General features: G+C 66.0%; 17 protein-coding genes. 10 read left to right on the top strand and 7 right to left on the bottom strand.

Annotated features, from left to right (window positions below; translation table 11 throughout):
• Positions 1-19 precede the first annotated feature (19 nt).
• Both CG471_RS09410 and CG471_RS09415 read left to right on the top strand, forming a co-directional pair.
• The gene (locus CG471_RS09410; protein WP_099231691.1) at positions 20-928 is read left to right on the top strand and encodes a LysR substrate-binding domain-containing protein; all 909 of its coding nucleotides are present in this window, start codon (positions 20-22) and stop codon (positions 926-928) included.
• A 258-nt stretch (positions 929-1,186) separates the two neighbouring features.
• A complete protein-coding gene (locus CG471_RS09415) occupies positions 1,187-2,143 on the top strand; it encodes a fatty acid desaturase family protein (protein WP_099231692.1) in 957 nt (318 codons plus the stop codon).
• Between the two features lie 19 nt (positions 2,144-2,162).
• On the opposite strand, the gene CG471_RS09420 is transcribed toward CG471_RS09415, so the two are convergent.
• Positions 2,163-2,741: an Lrp/AsnC family transcriptional regulator gene (locus tag CG471_RS09420; protein WP_099231693.1), complete on the bottom strand. Its 579-nt coding sequence runs from the start codon at positions 2,739-2,741 to the stop codon at positions 2,163-2,165.
• On the opposite strand from CG471_RS09420, the gene CG471_RS09425 reads away from it, so the two are divergent.
• From CG471_RS09425 to CG471_RS09455, 7 genes are all read left to right on the top strand, one after another.
• Complete coding sequence (locus CG471_RS09425; protein WP_099231694.1) at positions 2,740-3,702, top strand: DMT family transporter; 963 nt, start codon at positions 2,740-2,742, stop codon at positions 3,700-3,702. The genes CG471_RS09420 and CG471_RS09425 overlap by 2 nt on opposite strands.
• A 44-nt stretch (positions 3,703-3,746) precedes the next feature.
• Entirely contained in the window at positions 3,747-4,133 is a 387-nt protein-coding gene (crcB, locus tag CG471_RS09430; protein WP_010339636.1) for a fluoride efflux transporter CrcB, read from the top strand.
• Entirely contained in the window at positions 4,130-5,500 is a 1,371-nt protein-coding gene (locus CG471_RS09435; RefSeq protein ID WP_099231695.1) for an RluA family pseudouridine synthase, read from the top strand. The genes crcB and CG471_RS09435 overlap by 4 nt, the downstream gene beginning before the upstream one ends.
• Before the next feature lie 11 nt (positions 5,501-5,511).
• The gene (locus CG471_RS09440) at positions 5,512-6,171 is read left to right on the top strand and encodes an HAD-IA family hydrolase (RefSeq protein WP_099231696.1); all 660 of its coding nucleotides are present in this window, start codon (positions 5,512-5,514) and stop codon (positions 6,169-6,171) included.
• Positions 6,168-6,422: a hypothetical protein gene (locus tag CG471_RS09445; protein WP_004208582.1), complete on the top strand. Its 255-nt coding sequence runs from the start codon at positions 6,168-6,170 to the stop codon at positions 6,420-6,422. Before CG471_RS09440 ends, CG471_RS09445 begins: the two co-directional genes overlap by 4 nt.
• Positions 6,419-7,114, top strand: a complete 696-nt coding sequence (locus CG471_RS09450; RefSeq protein ID WP_099231697.1) for an ATP12 family chaperone protein — start codon at positions 6,419-6,421, stop codon at positions 7,112-7,114. Before CG471_RS09445 ends, CG471_RS09450 begins: the two co-directional genes overlap by 4 nt.
• Positions 7,115-7,212: 98 nt before the next feature.
• Positions 7,213-7,938 (top strand): hypothetical protein, encoded by a 726-nt coding sequence (locus CG471_RS09455; RefSeq protein ID WP_099231698.1) that lies wholly within the window; start codon positions 7,213-7,215, stop codon positions 7,936-7,938.
• 45 nt (positions 7,939-7,983) lie between these two features.
• Here the strand turns inward: CG471_RS09455 and CG471_RS09460 are convergent, their stop codons facing one another.
• Genes CG471_RS09460 through CG471_RS09470 form a run of 3 tightly spaced genes read right to left on the bottom strand, consistent with a single transcriptional unit; the run spans position 7,984 to position 10,506 of the window.
• Positions 7,984-8,667 (bottom strand): murein L,D-transpeptidase catalytic domain family protein, encoded by a 684-nt coding sequence (locus tag CG471_RS09460; protein ID WP_010339641.1) that lies wholly within the window; start codon positions 8,665-8,667, stop codon positions 7,984-7,986.
• Positions 8,668-8,719: 52 nt separating this feature from the next.
• A complete protein-coding gene (locus tag CG471_RS09465; RefSeq protein WP_099231699.1) occupies positions 8,720-9,040 on the bottom strand; it encodes a hypothetical protein in 321 nt (106 codons plus the stop codon).
• A 5-nt stretch (positions 9,041-9,045) separates the two neighbouring features.
• Positions 9,046-10,506 carry a L,D-transpeptidase family protein gene (locus tag CG471_RS09470; RefSeq protein WP_099231700.1) on the bottom strand — a complete coding sequence of 487 codons (1,461 nt, stop codon included), beginning with the start codon at positions 10,504-10,506 and terminating at the stop codon, positions 9,046-9,048.
• Between the two features lie 57 nt (positions 10,507-10,563).
• Between CG471_RS09470 and CG471_RS09475 the strand changes: the two genes are divergently transcribed.
• Positions 10,564-11,466, top strand: coding sequence for a histone deacetylase (locus CG471_RS09475; RefSeq protein WP_099231701.1), 903 nt, complete (start codon positions 10,564-10,566; stop codon positions 11,464-11,466).
• Here the strand turns inward: CG471_RS09475 and CG471_RS09480 are convergent.
• The 3 genes from CG471_RS09480 to CG471_RS09490 form a co-directional block, all read right to left on the bottom strand.
• Entirely contained in the window at positions 11,446-12,024 is a 579-nt protein-coding gene (locus CG471_RS09480; protein ID WP_099231702.1) for a hypothetical protein, read from the bottom strand. The genes CG471_RS09475 and CG471_RS09480 overlap by 21 nt on opposite strands.
• Positions 12,025-12,108: 84 nt before the next feature.
• A complete protein-coding gene (locus CG471_RS09485) occupies positions 12,109-12,429 on the bottom strand; it encodes a phosphoribosyl-ATP diphosphatase (protein WP_037508354.1) in 321 nt (106 codons plus the stop codon).
• A 42-nt stretch (positions 12,430-12,471) separates the two neighbouring features.
• The gene (locus CG471_RS09490; protein ID WP_037521159.1) at positions 12,472-12,720 is read right to left on the bottom strand and encodes a PEP-CTERM sorting domain-containing protein; all 249 of its coding nucleotides are present in this window, start codon (positions 12,718-12,720) and stop codon (positions 12,472-12,474) included.
• Positions 12,721-12,888 lie beyond the last annotated feature (168 nt).

The raw sequence follows: 12,888 nt of genomic DNA on the forward strand, positions 1-12,888 counted from the left end.
GAGCGGACGGGACGGCGCCATGGATCTGGATGATTTGCGCAGCTTTGCCCAGGTCGTGCGCCATGGCGGCTTCAGCGCGGCGGAGCGTGCCACCGGCGAGCGCAAGGCGAAGCTCAGTCGCCGGGTCGCGCGGCTGGAACAGGTGCTGGGCGTCCGCCTGATCGAGCGATCGACCCGCAATTTGCGCGTGACCGATGTCGGCCGCGAAATCTATCGCCAGTGCGAGACGATCGCCGAGGGGATCGACGCTACCCAGGCGATCGCCGCGCGTGCCCGGTCGCAGATCAGCGGCAATCTGCGCATCGCCTGCCCGCCGGGGCTGGCCCGCTATCTGCGCACCGACGTCTTTGCCCGCTTCCTGCTGCTCTATCCCGACGTGCATCTGGAAATGCATATCAGCAGCCAGCGCATCGACCTGATCCAGGAGCGGTTCGATGCCGCCTTTCGCGTGGATATCGACACCGTGCATGATCAGGCGTTGACGATGCATCAACTGGGGCGGCTGGACCGCATATTGGTGGCCGCGCCGGCGGTGGCGGCGCAGGTCGCGGCAACGACCATCGCCAGCCTTGCCGAGTTGCCGACGCTGAGCGTGGGCGAGCATGTCGAACATGATGAGTGGCTGCTGATGAACGGGCAGGGGCGACAGCATATCGTGGCCCATCATCCCCGTTTTTGCAGCAATGATTCAGCGACCGTGCGCGATGCGGCGGTGGCCGGGCTGGGCGTGGCGCTGCTGTCGTCAGCAGCCTGTTCGGTCGAGCTGCAACAGGGGCGGCTGGTGCATGTCCTGCCCGACTGGCGGACCAGCGAGGGCATCGTCCATGTCCTCTTCACCGCGCGCACCGGCATGTCGCCGACCCTGCGCGCGTTCATCGACTATGTCGCGGAAAGCTTTCCGTCGCTGACGGGTAGCACGCTGGCCTGAATGGCCTTTAGCGCAAGCCGGCTTCCTTTGTCAGGCTGTACAGCCCGCCGACGATCAGCCCGAGCGCCAGCATGTGCGCCGAAAATTCGAAAACAATATCAACCATCATCGATCCCCACCGATTGGAAGCGATCCTTCTGCGGCCATGCGCCTAACAAGCCGTTAATGCTGATGGGAAAGAAGGGGCGTGCTTGACGCTGTTCTGCGCCGACCATAGCATTCCGTCCCAGGCAGGCATGGTGTCGGGAGGCAGTTTCCATGGAGGATATCGCCCAGGAACGTGGCCCCGGCTATCGTTACTCGCGCCGTGCCACCCTGCCGCTGATCCGGCAATTGTCGGTCGTTCCCAACTGGCGCAACGCGCTGCTGCTGGCGCTGCAATGGGCGGTGATGATCGCCGCATGCGTGATCGCGATCCGGGTCGATCGTTGGCCGGCCTATCTGATCGCCGGCATCGTCATCGGCACGCGTATCCAGGTTCTGGCGGTGATGATGCATGAGGCCTGTCACGGGATGCTGTTCAGCAATCGCCGGATCAATGACCTGATCGGCGACCTGTTCGTGGCCTACCCCTTTGCGCTCAGCGTCGATCTCTATCGCGCCGCGCGCAAGGACAGCGACCAGGATTTTCCGAAGGATGGGCGTGCCATGGCTGTGCTGCTGTTACGCAGCCTGACCGGCGTCAACTATTATCGCGTGGCCCGCCCGGCGCGGGTCTGGTCGCCGCTGGCCAATTTCCACAATCCGATGCGCTTCGGCTTCGATTTTCGGCTCGCGCTGCGCGTCCGCTATGTCGTCTGGGTGCTGCTGGTCTATGGGGTCATCCTGTGGTCGCCCTGGCGCTGGCAGATATTGGGGCTGTTCCTCGTCCCGCAATTTCTGTGGATGAACGTCTTCAACCGCATCCGGGCGATGGCGGAACATAATGGCGTCACCGACGAGTCGGAAATTCGCGGCACCCGCACCGTCATCCCGACCCTGATCGATCGGATCCTGATCGGGCCGCTCAATGTCAGCTATCATCTGGAACATCATCTGTTTCCGTCGGTGCCCTGGCATAATCTGCGCCGCTTGCACCGGCACCTCATGGCGTCTGATCCCCTTTATGCGCGCGATGCCCATGTCACGCGGGGCTATTGGGCCATGATTCGGGAGTTGATGCCGCCGCCGGGGGATAGAAACCGACGGGCCGTGCCGGGCGAGGCAAATCCCTAACCCGAAGTGCGGGGATGAATCAGGGGATCACCAGTTCCATGCCCGCCTTCACCCGGTTGAGCGCCAGATAGCTGTGATAGCTGGCGACCGATTCATTTTCCGCGAACAGGCGGCGGGTGATCGCTTCGTAACTGCGCATGTCGGGCGCGACGATCAGCATGATGAAGCTGCGGCCGCCGGTGACATAATAGCATTGCTGCACTTCGGGCGCGTCGCGGAACAATTGCTTGGCCTTGTCGACGCGCGCCGCCTTTTCATCGACCAGATTGACCTCGACGATCGATGTGACGCCCAGGCCCACCTGATCGGGATCGACGATCGCGACATTGCGCACGATCACGCCGCTGCGCTCCATCACGGCGATGCGGCGCTGCACGGCGGCGGTCGACAGGTTGACCGCCTCGGCAATTGCGCGCTGGGGCATGCGGGTGTCGCGCTGGATCAGGCGCAGAATCGCCCGGTCGAAATGGTCGATCTTGGTGGTCTGGCTCATGAAATGAGTAATTGTTGCATTTGACCGGCCAATCAAGAGCGCCTTTCTCATGTCGATGATGATATTTCCCGTCACCTGAATTTTCGACAGGCGGAATGCGAGCATGAACCAATCACGAGCATCCGGCGCGATCCTGGCCGGCATCTTTTGCGGCATGGGGGCGGGGGCGCTCTGGGGCCTCGTCTTCCTGGCGCCCGAGATCGTGCCCGGTTTCAGTCCGCTCGAACAGGCGGTGGGTCGCTATCTGGCCTATGGGCTGATGTCCGTGCTGCTGGTTGCGCCGCGCTGGCGGGCGATCCGGCCGCTGCTGACGCCGCGCATCCTGTGGGCGCTGGCCTGGCTCGCACTGGCCGGCAACCTCTTTTATTATGTGCTGCTGGTGAGCGCGGTGCAGATGGGGGGTATTGCCATGACCTCACTGGTGGTCGGCTTCCTGCCGGTGGCGGTGACCATCGTCGGCAGCCGGCAGGCGGGCGCGGTGCCGCTGCGGCACCTGGCGCCGTCGCTGCTGCTCTGCGTCGCGGGTGCCCTGTGCATCGGCTGGCAGGCGATCGTCATGCCGGGCGGGGGCGCGGTGGCGACGCGGATCATCGGCTTTGCCTGCGCGGTTGGCGCGCTAATTTCCTGGACCGGCTTTGCGATCGGCAATGCCCATTGGCTGCGGCGGATGGACGGGATTACGTCGCAGGACTGGAATTTCCTGATCGGCCTCGCCACTGGCGCGCAGGCGCTGCTGTTCCTGCCTCTGGTGCCGTGGCTGGGCAGTGGCACGCATGATGCGGCCGACTGGACCCGCTTTGCGGCTGTCGTGATCGCTGTCGCTCTGTTTGCCTCGATCGTCGGCAATGCGCTGTGGAATCGCATGACCCGGCTGCTGCCGCTGACCATGGTGGGACAGATGATCCTGTTCGAAACCGGCTTTGCCCTGCTCTATGGTTTCATCTGGGAAGCGCGGCTGCCGACGCCCTTGGAGGGCACGGCATTCGTGCTAGTGATCCTCTCGGTGCTGAGTTGCATCGCCGCCCATCGCCGTCCCGTCCCGGCGGAGGCCAGCATCGCCGCCTGAATGCGTCCTTTCCCCTTTGGCGGAATCGCGATAGGGCGACAATCATGACCAATATCTTCCTTGTTATGGGCGGCGGCGCGGTTGGCGCGGCGCTGCGCTATCTGCTGGGGCGGTTCGCCGGGCAGATGGCGCCCGGCGCGGCCTGGCCCTGGGGCACTTTTGCCGCCAATCTGATCGGCGGTTTCGCCATGGGGCTGCTCGCCGGATGGCTGGCGCGTGGCAGCACGGCGTCGGGCGAACCGATGCGGCTGCTGCTCGGCGTCGGCGTGCTGGGCGGCTTCACCACCTTTTCCTCCTTCAGCCTGGAGACGATGCTGATGATCGAGCGCGGCCAGATCGGCCTGGCGCTTGGCTATGCGCTCTTCTCGCTGGTCGGCGCGGTGGCCGCGCTGGCGCTGGGTCTTACGGTTATGCGGAGTGTTGCGGCATGAAGGGGCGTCCTCCCGGCAAATCCGGCGGTCCGGCGCGGGGCGGCAAGCCCGGCGGTAGCAGTGCAAAACCCGGCGGCCGCAGCGGCGCGCCCGGTCGCGCCCGCGGCGGCGCCAAGGCGGCGAGCGCGCGCAAGCAGGATGGCGACCGGCCGTTCAAGTCAGGCGGCAAGCCCGGCACCAAGTCAGTGGGCAAGCCTCGCACCAAGGCGCCCGTCGCCAAGGCGGCGGCACCGGCCCCTGCGGTCGCGGCCAAGCCCAATCCGGCCAAGGGCGTCAGCCTGGACGTGCGGCAATATCGGGTGCAGGCCGATGACGATGGCATCCGCCTCGACCGCTGGTTCCAGCGGCATCTGCCCGATGTCGGCTTCAACATCGTGTCGCGCTGGTCGCGTACCGGCCAGTTGCGTGTCGATGGCGCCCGCGCCGCGCCGGGCGATCGCATCGCCGAAGGCCAGATGATCCGCGTGCCGCCGGCCGAGCCCAAGGTGGCGGCGGCCGACAAGCCCAAGCGTGTCCGCGTCATCGACCTGACCGAGGACGAGATCGCCTATGTCCAGGACATGGTGATCCACCGCGACAAGCAGGCGATCGTCATCAACAAGCCGCCGGGCCTCGCCACCCAGGGCGGGACCAAGACCGACGAGCATGTCGACCGACTGCTCGACGGGCTGATCTTCGACGCGGAATCCCGGCCCAAGCTGGTCCATCGCCTCGACAAGGACACGTCGGGCGCGCTGCTGCTCGCGCGTTCCAGCCGCTCGGCCGCGCATTTCGCCAAGGCCTTTTCCAGCCGCACCGCGCGGAAAGTCTATTGGGCGATCGTCATCGGCGTGCCCAGCATTGACGATGGCATGATCGAACTGCCGATCACCAAGCAGCCGGGCACCGGCGGCGAGAAGATGCATGTGGACGAGGAAGAGGGCCTGCCCGCCCGCACCCGCTATCGCGTGATCGAACGGGCCGGCAATCGCGCCGCCTGGGTCGAGTTGCAGCCCTATACCGGCCGCACCCACCAGTTGCGCGTCCATATGGCGGCGATCGGCCATCCGCTGGTCGGCGACGGCAAATATGGCGGCAAGGACAGTTTCCTGTCCGGATCGATCAGCCGCAAGATGCACCTCCATGCCCGCCGCATCCGCGTCGACCATCCCGATGGCGGCCGCATCGACATGAAGGCGGAACTGCCCGAACATTTCCTCAACAGCCTGGTTGCGCTGGGCTTCGACCTGTCGCTCGGCGATATGCCGCTGGATGACGAGATCGACCGGACGCCGACCCGCGAGGACGAGAAGAAGGCGGCCCGCGCCCATGCCAAGCAGATCCGCAAGGGCAGGCGCGGCGAGCGGCGCGGTCGCGGCGAGAAATAAGGGGCGGGGGCATGAGCAACCGCCTTGCCGTCTTCGATTGCGACGGCACGCTGGTTGATAGCCAGCACAGCATCTGCACCGCGATGGCCCATGCCTTCGAGGGCGAGAAGCTGGCACCGCCCGACCGGCTGGCGATCCTGTCGATCGTCGGCCTGTCGCTGCCCCATGCGATGGCCCGGCTGCTGCCCGATGCAGAGCCGGACTATCACCAGTTGCTGACCGATCGCTACAAGGCGGCCTTCCACGCCCTGCGCAGCGCCAATGCCGTGTCCGAACCGCTCTATCCCGGCATGGCCGACCTGGTGCGGGCGCTGGACGGCGATGGCTGGCTGCTGGGCGTCGCCACCGGCAAGTCCGATCGCGGCCTCAACCTGTGTCTGGCCCATCATGATCTGGCCCATCATTTCGTGACCCTGCAGACTGCTGACCGCCACCCGTCCAAGCCGCACCCTTCGATGCTGCTGCAGGCGATGGCGGAGGCGGGCGCGGTGCCCGAAACCACGGTGATGATCGGCGATACCCATTTCGACATCGACATGGGGCTGGCCGCCGGCACCCGCACGATCGGCGTCGGCTGGGGCTATCATGCGCCGGCCGAACTGGTGCAGGCCGGCGCCCATGCGGTGGCGATGGACAGCGACGAATTGCGCCGCCATATCGACGCGCCATGAACGACATGCCTCCCATCCCGCCGGTCGACCCGGAGAAGATTGCGCGCCAGCGCCATTTCGCGCTTGGCCTGTTCCGCCTGTCGGGCGCCTTCCTCGTCATGTTCGGTTTCCTGGCGATCATGCAGCGCTTTTCCTGGGTACAGGGCGACAAGGCCAAGGCGTTCGGCCTGATCATGGTCGTCGCCGGCCTGTTCCAGTTCATCATCGTGCCGCGCCTGATGCTGGCCCTGTTCAAGCGGAGCCGCCCGTGAAGCGTTTCTACAAGGATGTGACGGTCGAGCCGGTCGAGGGCGGTTTCGCGATCCGGCTGGATGGCCGCCCGGTGCGCACGCCGGCCCGTGCCGAACTGGCGCTGCCCAATACGGTGCTGGCAGAGGCGGTGGCGCAGGAATGGCGCGACCAGGGCGAGACGGTCGATCCGGCGACGATGGCCTTCACCGGCCTTGCCAATGCCGCGATCGACCATATCGCCGGCAACCGCGCGAAATTCGCGGCCGACATCGCCGAATATGGCGGCACCGACATGCTCTGCTATCGGGCCGAGGGGCCGGAGGCGTTCGTCGCGCGTCAGGCGGCGGCCTGGGATCCGCTGCTCGACTGGGCGCGCGCCCGCTACGACGTTGCCTTCGTCACCACCCAGGGCATCATCCATGTCGCCCAGCCCGACGCGACGCTGGAACGGCTGGCGGCGGCGGTGGACGGACTGGATCCCTTCACCCTGGCCGGCCTGTCGCGGCTGGTGACCTTGAGCGGCTCGCTGGTCTGCGGCCTGGCAGTGCTGGAAGAGGCGTTCGATGCGGATTCCGTATGGGAAGCGGCCGAGATCGACGAGCGCTGGCAGGCCGAACAATGGGGCGAGGATGCCGAAGCGCTGGCCCGTTCGGCGCGCCGAACGGGCGAGTTTGCCGTGGGTCGAGCCTTTTGCGGGATGGCACGAGCCTAGGGGGCTGGGAACGGGACCGCTCGTTCGTTCATTCTTGTGTTGGCGGATGCCCTGACTGCATCCGCCACATTGGATCAACGACCAGGGAGACCCTGACCTTGCAGTCCCGCCTTTTGGTTCCTGCCTTTCTTGCCCTTTCCACCCTCGCCGCACCGGCCCTGGCACAGGATGCCCCGGCAGCCAGCACTGCCCCCGCCGCCGGCCAGATGACTCCCGAACAGATCAACGCCTTCAACCAGGCGGTGACCGATTTCACCGCCGGCCAGACCGCGCTGCAGGCGGGCGACAATGCCACCGCCGCGACCAAATATGAGGCGGCGATGCCCGCCATCCGCACCGCGGTGGAGGTCGACCCGACCAAGATCGACAATGTCAATTTCCTCGCCAACGCGCTTTATGCCGATGCCGCTGCCCAGGGCGCGCTCGGCAAGATGGACAAGGTGATCGCGCTCTATGGCGAATCCCTGCCACACTGGCGCAAGGTGGTGGAGGCCAAGCCCGCCGATGCCACCAGCCGCAACATCCTGGCCGGTATCCTGATCCAGCTGGGCAACCAGAAGCTGGGCGCGCAGGACAAGGCCGGCTCCGCGCCGCTCTATCAGGAAGCGCTGGGCCTGGCCCGCAAGTCGGCGGCGGCCAATGCGGCCGATCCGGTGACGAAGAATATCCTGCTGTCGGCGCTGATCGGCGTCAGCCAGGCGACCGACGATGCCGCGCTCAAGACCGAAGCGGCAACGATGAGCAAGGCGATGCTGGCCGACGGTTCGGTCGATGCGTCGAACAAGCCTGCCGCTCAGGCGCTGAGCGGCGTCAAGGCCGGCTGAGCATGAAGAGGCCTCGCCCGGTGATCCGGGCGGGGCCTTTGCCAGTCAGGCTTCGACCATGCCGGTAATCTTGTTGGCATAGACCATGCGGCCCGGCCCGAGCATGCCCAATACCTGCGGCACCATGTGGCGGGCGAGCGCGAAACAGCCCTCGCTGCGGCCGCACTTGCCCCAGGCCGCGACATGGTCCTCGCTGACATAGTCGGCGCCATGGATGACGATGGCGCGCATTTCGGCATTGTTGTTCTGCGGATCGAGCCCCGCCAGCCGCATCGACCGGCCATGCTGGCCATCATAGACGGTCAGCGTCTTGTAGGCGCCCGACGAACTGGCGAGCGAATTGGGCTCGTTGGAAAAGCTCTGCAGCCAGCCCGAATGGCCCGGATCGGACCCGCGGCCGTGCGACACCAGATAGCTGTTGGCCTGGCCACCGATCAGGTCGACGATATGGAACCGAAATTCCTTCGACGGCGCGTTGAAGTCGGCAATGGCGATGCGGTCACGCAGGGTGAAGTCGCGCGCATGCTGGTCGAGCGCGGCCTTGGCCTCCTCCAGCAGCAGCGCATAGGGCTTGCGCGAAAAAATCGGTGCGGCCGATGGAGTCGCGGGAACCGGAGGGCGGTTCGCGGGTTCAGGCGCTACCGGCAGTGCGGCCTTGCCAACACTGTCGGTCAAAAACGAGAAGGCGAGTCCGCTTAAAGCGAACTTCGTGAATTTGCGGCGATCCATGTGCCGTCTATAACAAATCAACGCCCCCGCTCCAAGACGGGGGCGCCGTTAGTCACAGGCTGCTATTGCCCGCTTCGTCCGCTCCCTGGCTCCCCTCGCCGTTTTCGCGCAGGCGCGAGGTCATGCCGCTGGCTTCGGCATCATCCAGAATCTGCTGCTGTTCCGACACGGACGGCGGCGGTGCCGGAGTCGGGGTTACGACATTTTCCGGCTCGGGCGGCAGTGCTTCCGGCTCGTTCACGATGACATTCTCGACCGGCGGTTCGACCAGATTATTGGTCGCCGGGGCTTCCTCTTCCTTCTTGCCGCAGGCGGCAAGCAGCAGCGCGCCCGACAGGGCGGCGAAGGGCAGGGGGCGGGCAAAATGGCGCATGGGGATCAGTCCTTGGCTGCGGGGGCGGTCGAATTGACCGCGGTGGGGTCGACGCGGCGGCTGGAGGCCTCGATCTTCTGGGCCAGCAGCTTGTCCCAGTCATAGGGATCGGCGCGGAAATTCATGGTGCCGTTGCTGCTGGCAAAGGCGGTCCAGTAGAGCAGATAGACCGCGACCTGCGAGGGCAGCGATACGCGCTGGGTCTTGTTGGTGTCGATCAGGCTCTGGATCTGGCCCGACAGGCTGGGATCGCTCGCCACCATCAGTTCGGCCAGCGATACCGGCTTTTCCAGGCGGATGCAGCCATGGCTGGCGAGCCGGTCATAGCTGGAGAATTTCCCGCGCGAAGGCGTGTCGTGCAGATAGACGGCGAAGGGATTGTTGAAATCGAACTTCAGCCGGCCGAGCGCGCTGTTGGGGCCAGCGGGCTGGACGATGCGCTCGCCGCCCTCGGGCGTCTTCACGATCTTGTAGCCCTGCTTGGCCAGGGTCGCACGGCCCTTGGGGAACAGCTCCTTCCTGGCGATCGACATCGGCACGTTCCAGGGCGGATTGACCACGATGGAATGGATGTTCGACGACAGCATCGGCGTCTGGTTGGTCGGGCTGCCGGTGACGGCGCGCATCGATGTGACGGGTTCGTCGCCCTGGAACACGGTCAGCACCGCGGCGGCGATGTTCACCTGGACGCGATTGACCGGCAATTCGCGCGGCATCCAGCGCCAGCGTTCCATATTGGCCATGATCGCGGCGATGCGATCATCCACCGACACGTTGAGCGCGGTCAGGGTGCGCGCGTCGAGCAGGCCGGTGGGGTTGAGGCCATAGCGGCGCTGCGCGCGTTGCAGCGCGGCGGTCAGCGGCTCGGTGCCGGTGACGCTCTTGTCCTCCAGCGCCAGGCGCGCGCGCACGACATCGGCCGAGGCGCCGGCCGACAGGCTGGGCCAGCCGCCGGTGTCACGGATCTTCTCATAGGTGGCGAGCCCCTTGCGCAGCCCATCATAGCCCGAATAGGGCGGGGTCAGGCTGGCGGCCCATTGTGGCAGCCGATCCTCGGCAATCGCCTTGGCGAGCGAGGGGCGCGGATCGAAGGCGGCGGGGCGCAGCGCCCAGACCTCCAGGAAGTCGGCGGTATCGACCCGGCCGGTGCTGAGCGCGCGACCGCGATCCAGTAAGGCGTTCAGCAATTGCTGGCCGTGCATCGGTGCGGTCGGCTTGCTGCGCGCCATCAGCCCTTCGGCCATGCCGCTTTTCAGCCATTCATTCGCCCAGTCATCCTGCGCCTGCGACAGGGCCGGCAGCGGCACGGGCGGGGGCATCACTGCCATCGGAGGGGGCAGCACGACCTGGCCAGCCGGCGGCGCGCTCTGGGGCGGTGTCACGGCCGGTGGCTGCGCGACGGCCGGGATGGCGGCGGCGGCCAGCAGGGGCAGGGCGAGGAAACGGATCAAATCGGGACGGTTCATGCTGGACCAGATAGCGCAAAGCGGCCATCTATCAAATCGCGATAGCGGGAAAAGATCATGCTGCACGTCGTTCACCATCCCGCCTATGTCTCCCCGGCCACAGACGGCCAGCAGGCGCGCTTCGACAAATATGGCCTGGTGATGGACGCGCTGGCCGACAGTGACGTGCCGATGACCGTTCATGCGCCCGATCCGATGCCCGCGTCCTGGATCGCGGCGGTGCATGATCCCGCCTATGTCGAAGAGGTGCTGGCACTCGCCGTGCCGCCCGAAAAGGAACGGCGGATCGGCTTTCCGGTAACCGAGCGGGTGATGCGCCGCGCGCTGCTGTCGCCCGGCGGCACCTGGCTGGCGGCGAAGCTGGCGCTGGTCCATGGCTATGCCGCCAATGCCGCTGGGGGCAGCCATCATGCGTTGGCCGACAGCGGCGCTGGTTATTGCGTGTTCAATGATCTCGCGATCGCGGCCAACCGGCTGATCGCGGAGGGGGATGTGAACCGTATCCTGATCCTCGACCTCGACGTGCATCAGGGCGATGGTACGGCGTCGCTGATGGCGGGGCGGGGCGATGTCTTCACCATGTCGATTCATGCGGAGAAGAATTTCCCGGTACGCAAGGCGCGCTCGAGCCTGGATCTGGGCCTGGCCGACGATACCGGCGACGCGCAGTATCTGGCGGGGCTGGGCGAGATGCTGCCGCGGGTGCTGGAAGATTTTGCGCCGGACCTGATCCTCTATCAGGCCGGGGTGGACGGTCATGTGGACGATCGGCTGGGCCGGCTGGCGCTCAGCGACGAGGGATTGGCCGCGCGCGACGGGCTGGTGATGCGTCAGGCGCTGGCGCGCGCCATCCCGGTCGCCAGTTGCATGGGTGGCGGCTATGGCCCGGACCGGATGGCGGTCGCGCGGCGCCATGCCGCCTGCATGTTGCGGATGGCGTCAGTGGAGCGTGCTGTCTGAGGCGCTCGGCTTTGCGGCGCGCCCTTCCATCAGATTCGCGGCGATCAGCCCGGCCACGCTCAGCGCGACCAGATCGCTCAGCGCCAGATAGAGGCTATAGCCCCAGGGCGCATGGTTGAACACGGCCTGGCCGATATGCAGCCACAGCACGGTGGCGAGCGCGAACAGGATCGACACCCGCGCCCGGCTGTTGAAGTCGCCTGTGACGAAGCGCAGCGCCAGCGCGATCAGCACACCGGTGGCCAGCGCCAGCAGCAGTCCGCCGATCAGGCTGGAGCCGTCCATCACCGGGAAGCCGCCATTATTGTAGAAGAGCATCGCCACCGGCCCCTTGCCATAGAGGATGGTGCCTTGCGCCGTGGCGGGATCGGGGATGACATAGACGCCGGTGCCGCTGCGGGCCAGCGCCTGCGCCATTGCGGCCTGCAGATTGGCGCTTGCCTGCGGATCGGCACGACTGAGCGCCAGCGCGCTCAGGGGCGTGCCCCAGAAGAGGAAGCCGATGATGAACATGGCGAAACCGCCAAGCAGTCCGCCCAGGATGGTCCGCAGCATCATGCCTTCACTCCCCGTTCCAACGCGCTCCGACAGTGGAGGCTGATCTACAAACGCCGGGAAGGCAATGTCTTTCCGTGGCGCGGATCAATCCTTTGGACGGGCGGCCTTTTCGACCAGGCCCGACAGGCCTTCGCGCCGGTCCAGTTCGTCGAGCACATCGTCGAAGGGCACGCCGCAATCGGCCAGCAGCACCAGCAGGTGGAAGAGGAGGTCCGCGCTTTCGCCGACCAGTTCGGCCCGATTGTCGGCCATGGCGGCGATCACCGCCTCGACCGCTTCCTCGCCGACCTTCTGGGCTATCTTGCCCCGGCCGCGGGCGGTCAGCTTCGCCACATAGGATGCCGATGGATCGGCCTTCCGTCGCTCGGCGATGGTCTGTTCGAGGGTTTGAAGGGTCGCGCGCATGGGCTGCATCAAGCGTCCCGCGCGCGACCCGTCAAATGAATTTTACTTCTGCTTGCGGCGCGCGAAGAAGACGCGGCCGGCCAGGACGGCGGCGCCCATGCCGAACAGCGCCATCTGTTCGGGCTCAGGCACCGGGGTCGGCGTGCCGCCGCTGCTGCCACCCGACGAGGTGCCGCCGCCGCTGGAGCCGCCGCACTTGAACCAGCAGAAGGTGGCGTTGGCGGGGGAAGGGATGGCGAGGCCCATCAGGCTGGCCGAACCCGCTACGAGAAGAAGTTTGCTGATCTGCATAAAAGTCACCCTGTTTCAAAATGGACAAATCGCTTCGAAACGACCCTGCGCCCTGTCTACGCAGTAACCGTGCCAATTTTGCCAAGTGACGCTTTTCTGGGGTTGGCGACCAATGGCCGCCAAAAGCTCGATAGGGTTAATGTCAATTAACCCGACATTTTGGCGCTT

Origin of the sequence: Sphingobium sp. IP1, assembly GCF_002708645.1 — a bacterium.
GTDB lineage: Bacteria > Pseudomonadota > Alphaproteobacteria > Sphingomonadales > Sphingomonadaceae > Sphingobium > Sphingobium yanoikuyae.

Coding starts and splice junctions, on each gene's coding strand:
- CG471_RS09410 (WP_099231691.1), top strand. CDS start 20: ATGGATCTGGATGATTTGCGCAGCTTTGCCCAGGTCGTGCGCCATGGC.
- CG471_RS09415 (WP_099231692.1), top strand. CDS start 1,187: ATGGAGGATATCGCCCAGGAACGTGGCCCCGGCTATCGTTACTCGCGC.
- CG471_RS09425 (WP_099231694.1), top strand. CDS start 2,740: ATGAACCAATCACGAGCATCCGGCGCGATCCTGGCCGGCATCTTTTGC.
- CG471_RS09420 (WP_099231693.1), bottom strand. CDS start 2,741: ATGCTCGCATTCCGCCTGTCGAAAATTCAGGTGACGGGAAATATCATC.
- crcB (WP_010339636.1), top strand. CDS start 3,747: ATGACCAATATCTTCCTTGTTATGGGCGGCGGCGCGGTTGGCGCGGCG.
- CG471_RS09435 (WP_099231695.1), top strand. CDS start 4,130: ATGAAGGGGCGTCCTCCCGGCAAATCCGGCGGTCCGGCGCGGGGCGGC.
- CG471_RS09440 (WP_099231696.1), top strand. CDS start 5,512: ATGAGCAACCGCCTTGCCGTCTTCGATTGCGACGGCACGCTGGTTGAT.
- CG471_RS09445 (WP_004208582.1), top strand. CDS start 6,168: ATGAACGACATGCCTCCCATCCCGCCGGTCGACCCGGAGAAGATTGCG.
- CG471_RS09460 (WP_010339641.1), bottom strand. CDS start 8,667: ATGGATCGCCGCAAATTCACGAAGTTCGCTTTAAGCGGACTCGCCTTC.
- CG471_RS09465 (WP_099231699.1), bottom strand. CDS start 9,040: ATGCGCCATTTTGCCCGCCCCCTGCCCTTCGCCGCCCTGTCGGGCGCG.
- CG471_RS09470 (WP_099231700.1), bottom strand. CDS start 10,506: ATGAACCGTCCCGATTTGATCCGTTTCCTCGCCCTGCCCCTGCTGGCC.
- CG471_RS09475 (WP_099231701.1), top strand. CDS start 10,564: ATGCTGCACGTCGTTCACCATCCCGCCTATGTCTCCCCGGCCACAGAC.
- CG471_RS09480 (WP_099231702.1), bottom strand. CDS start 12,024: ATGATGCTGCGGACCATCCTGGGCGGACTGCTTGGCGGTTTCGCCATG.
- CG471_RS09485 (WP_037508354.1), bottom strand. CDS start 12,429: ATGCGCGCGACCCTTCAAACCCTCGAACAGACCATCGCCGAGCGACGG.
- CG471_RS09490 (WP_037521159.1), bottom strand. CDS start 12,720: ATGCAGATCAGCAAACTTCTTCTCGTAGCGGGTTCGGCCAGCCTGATG.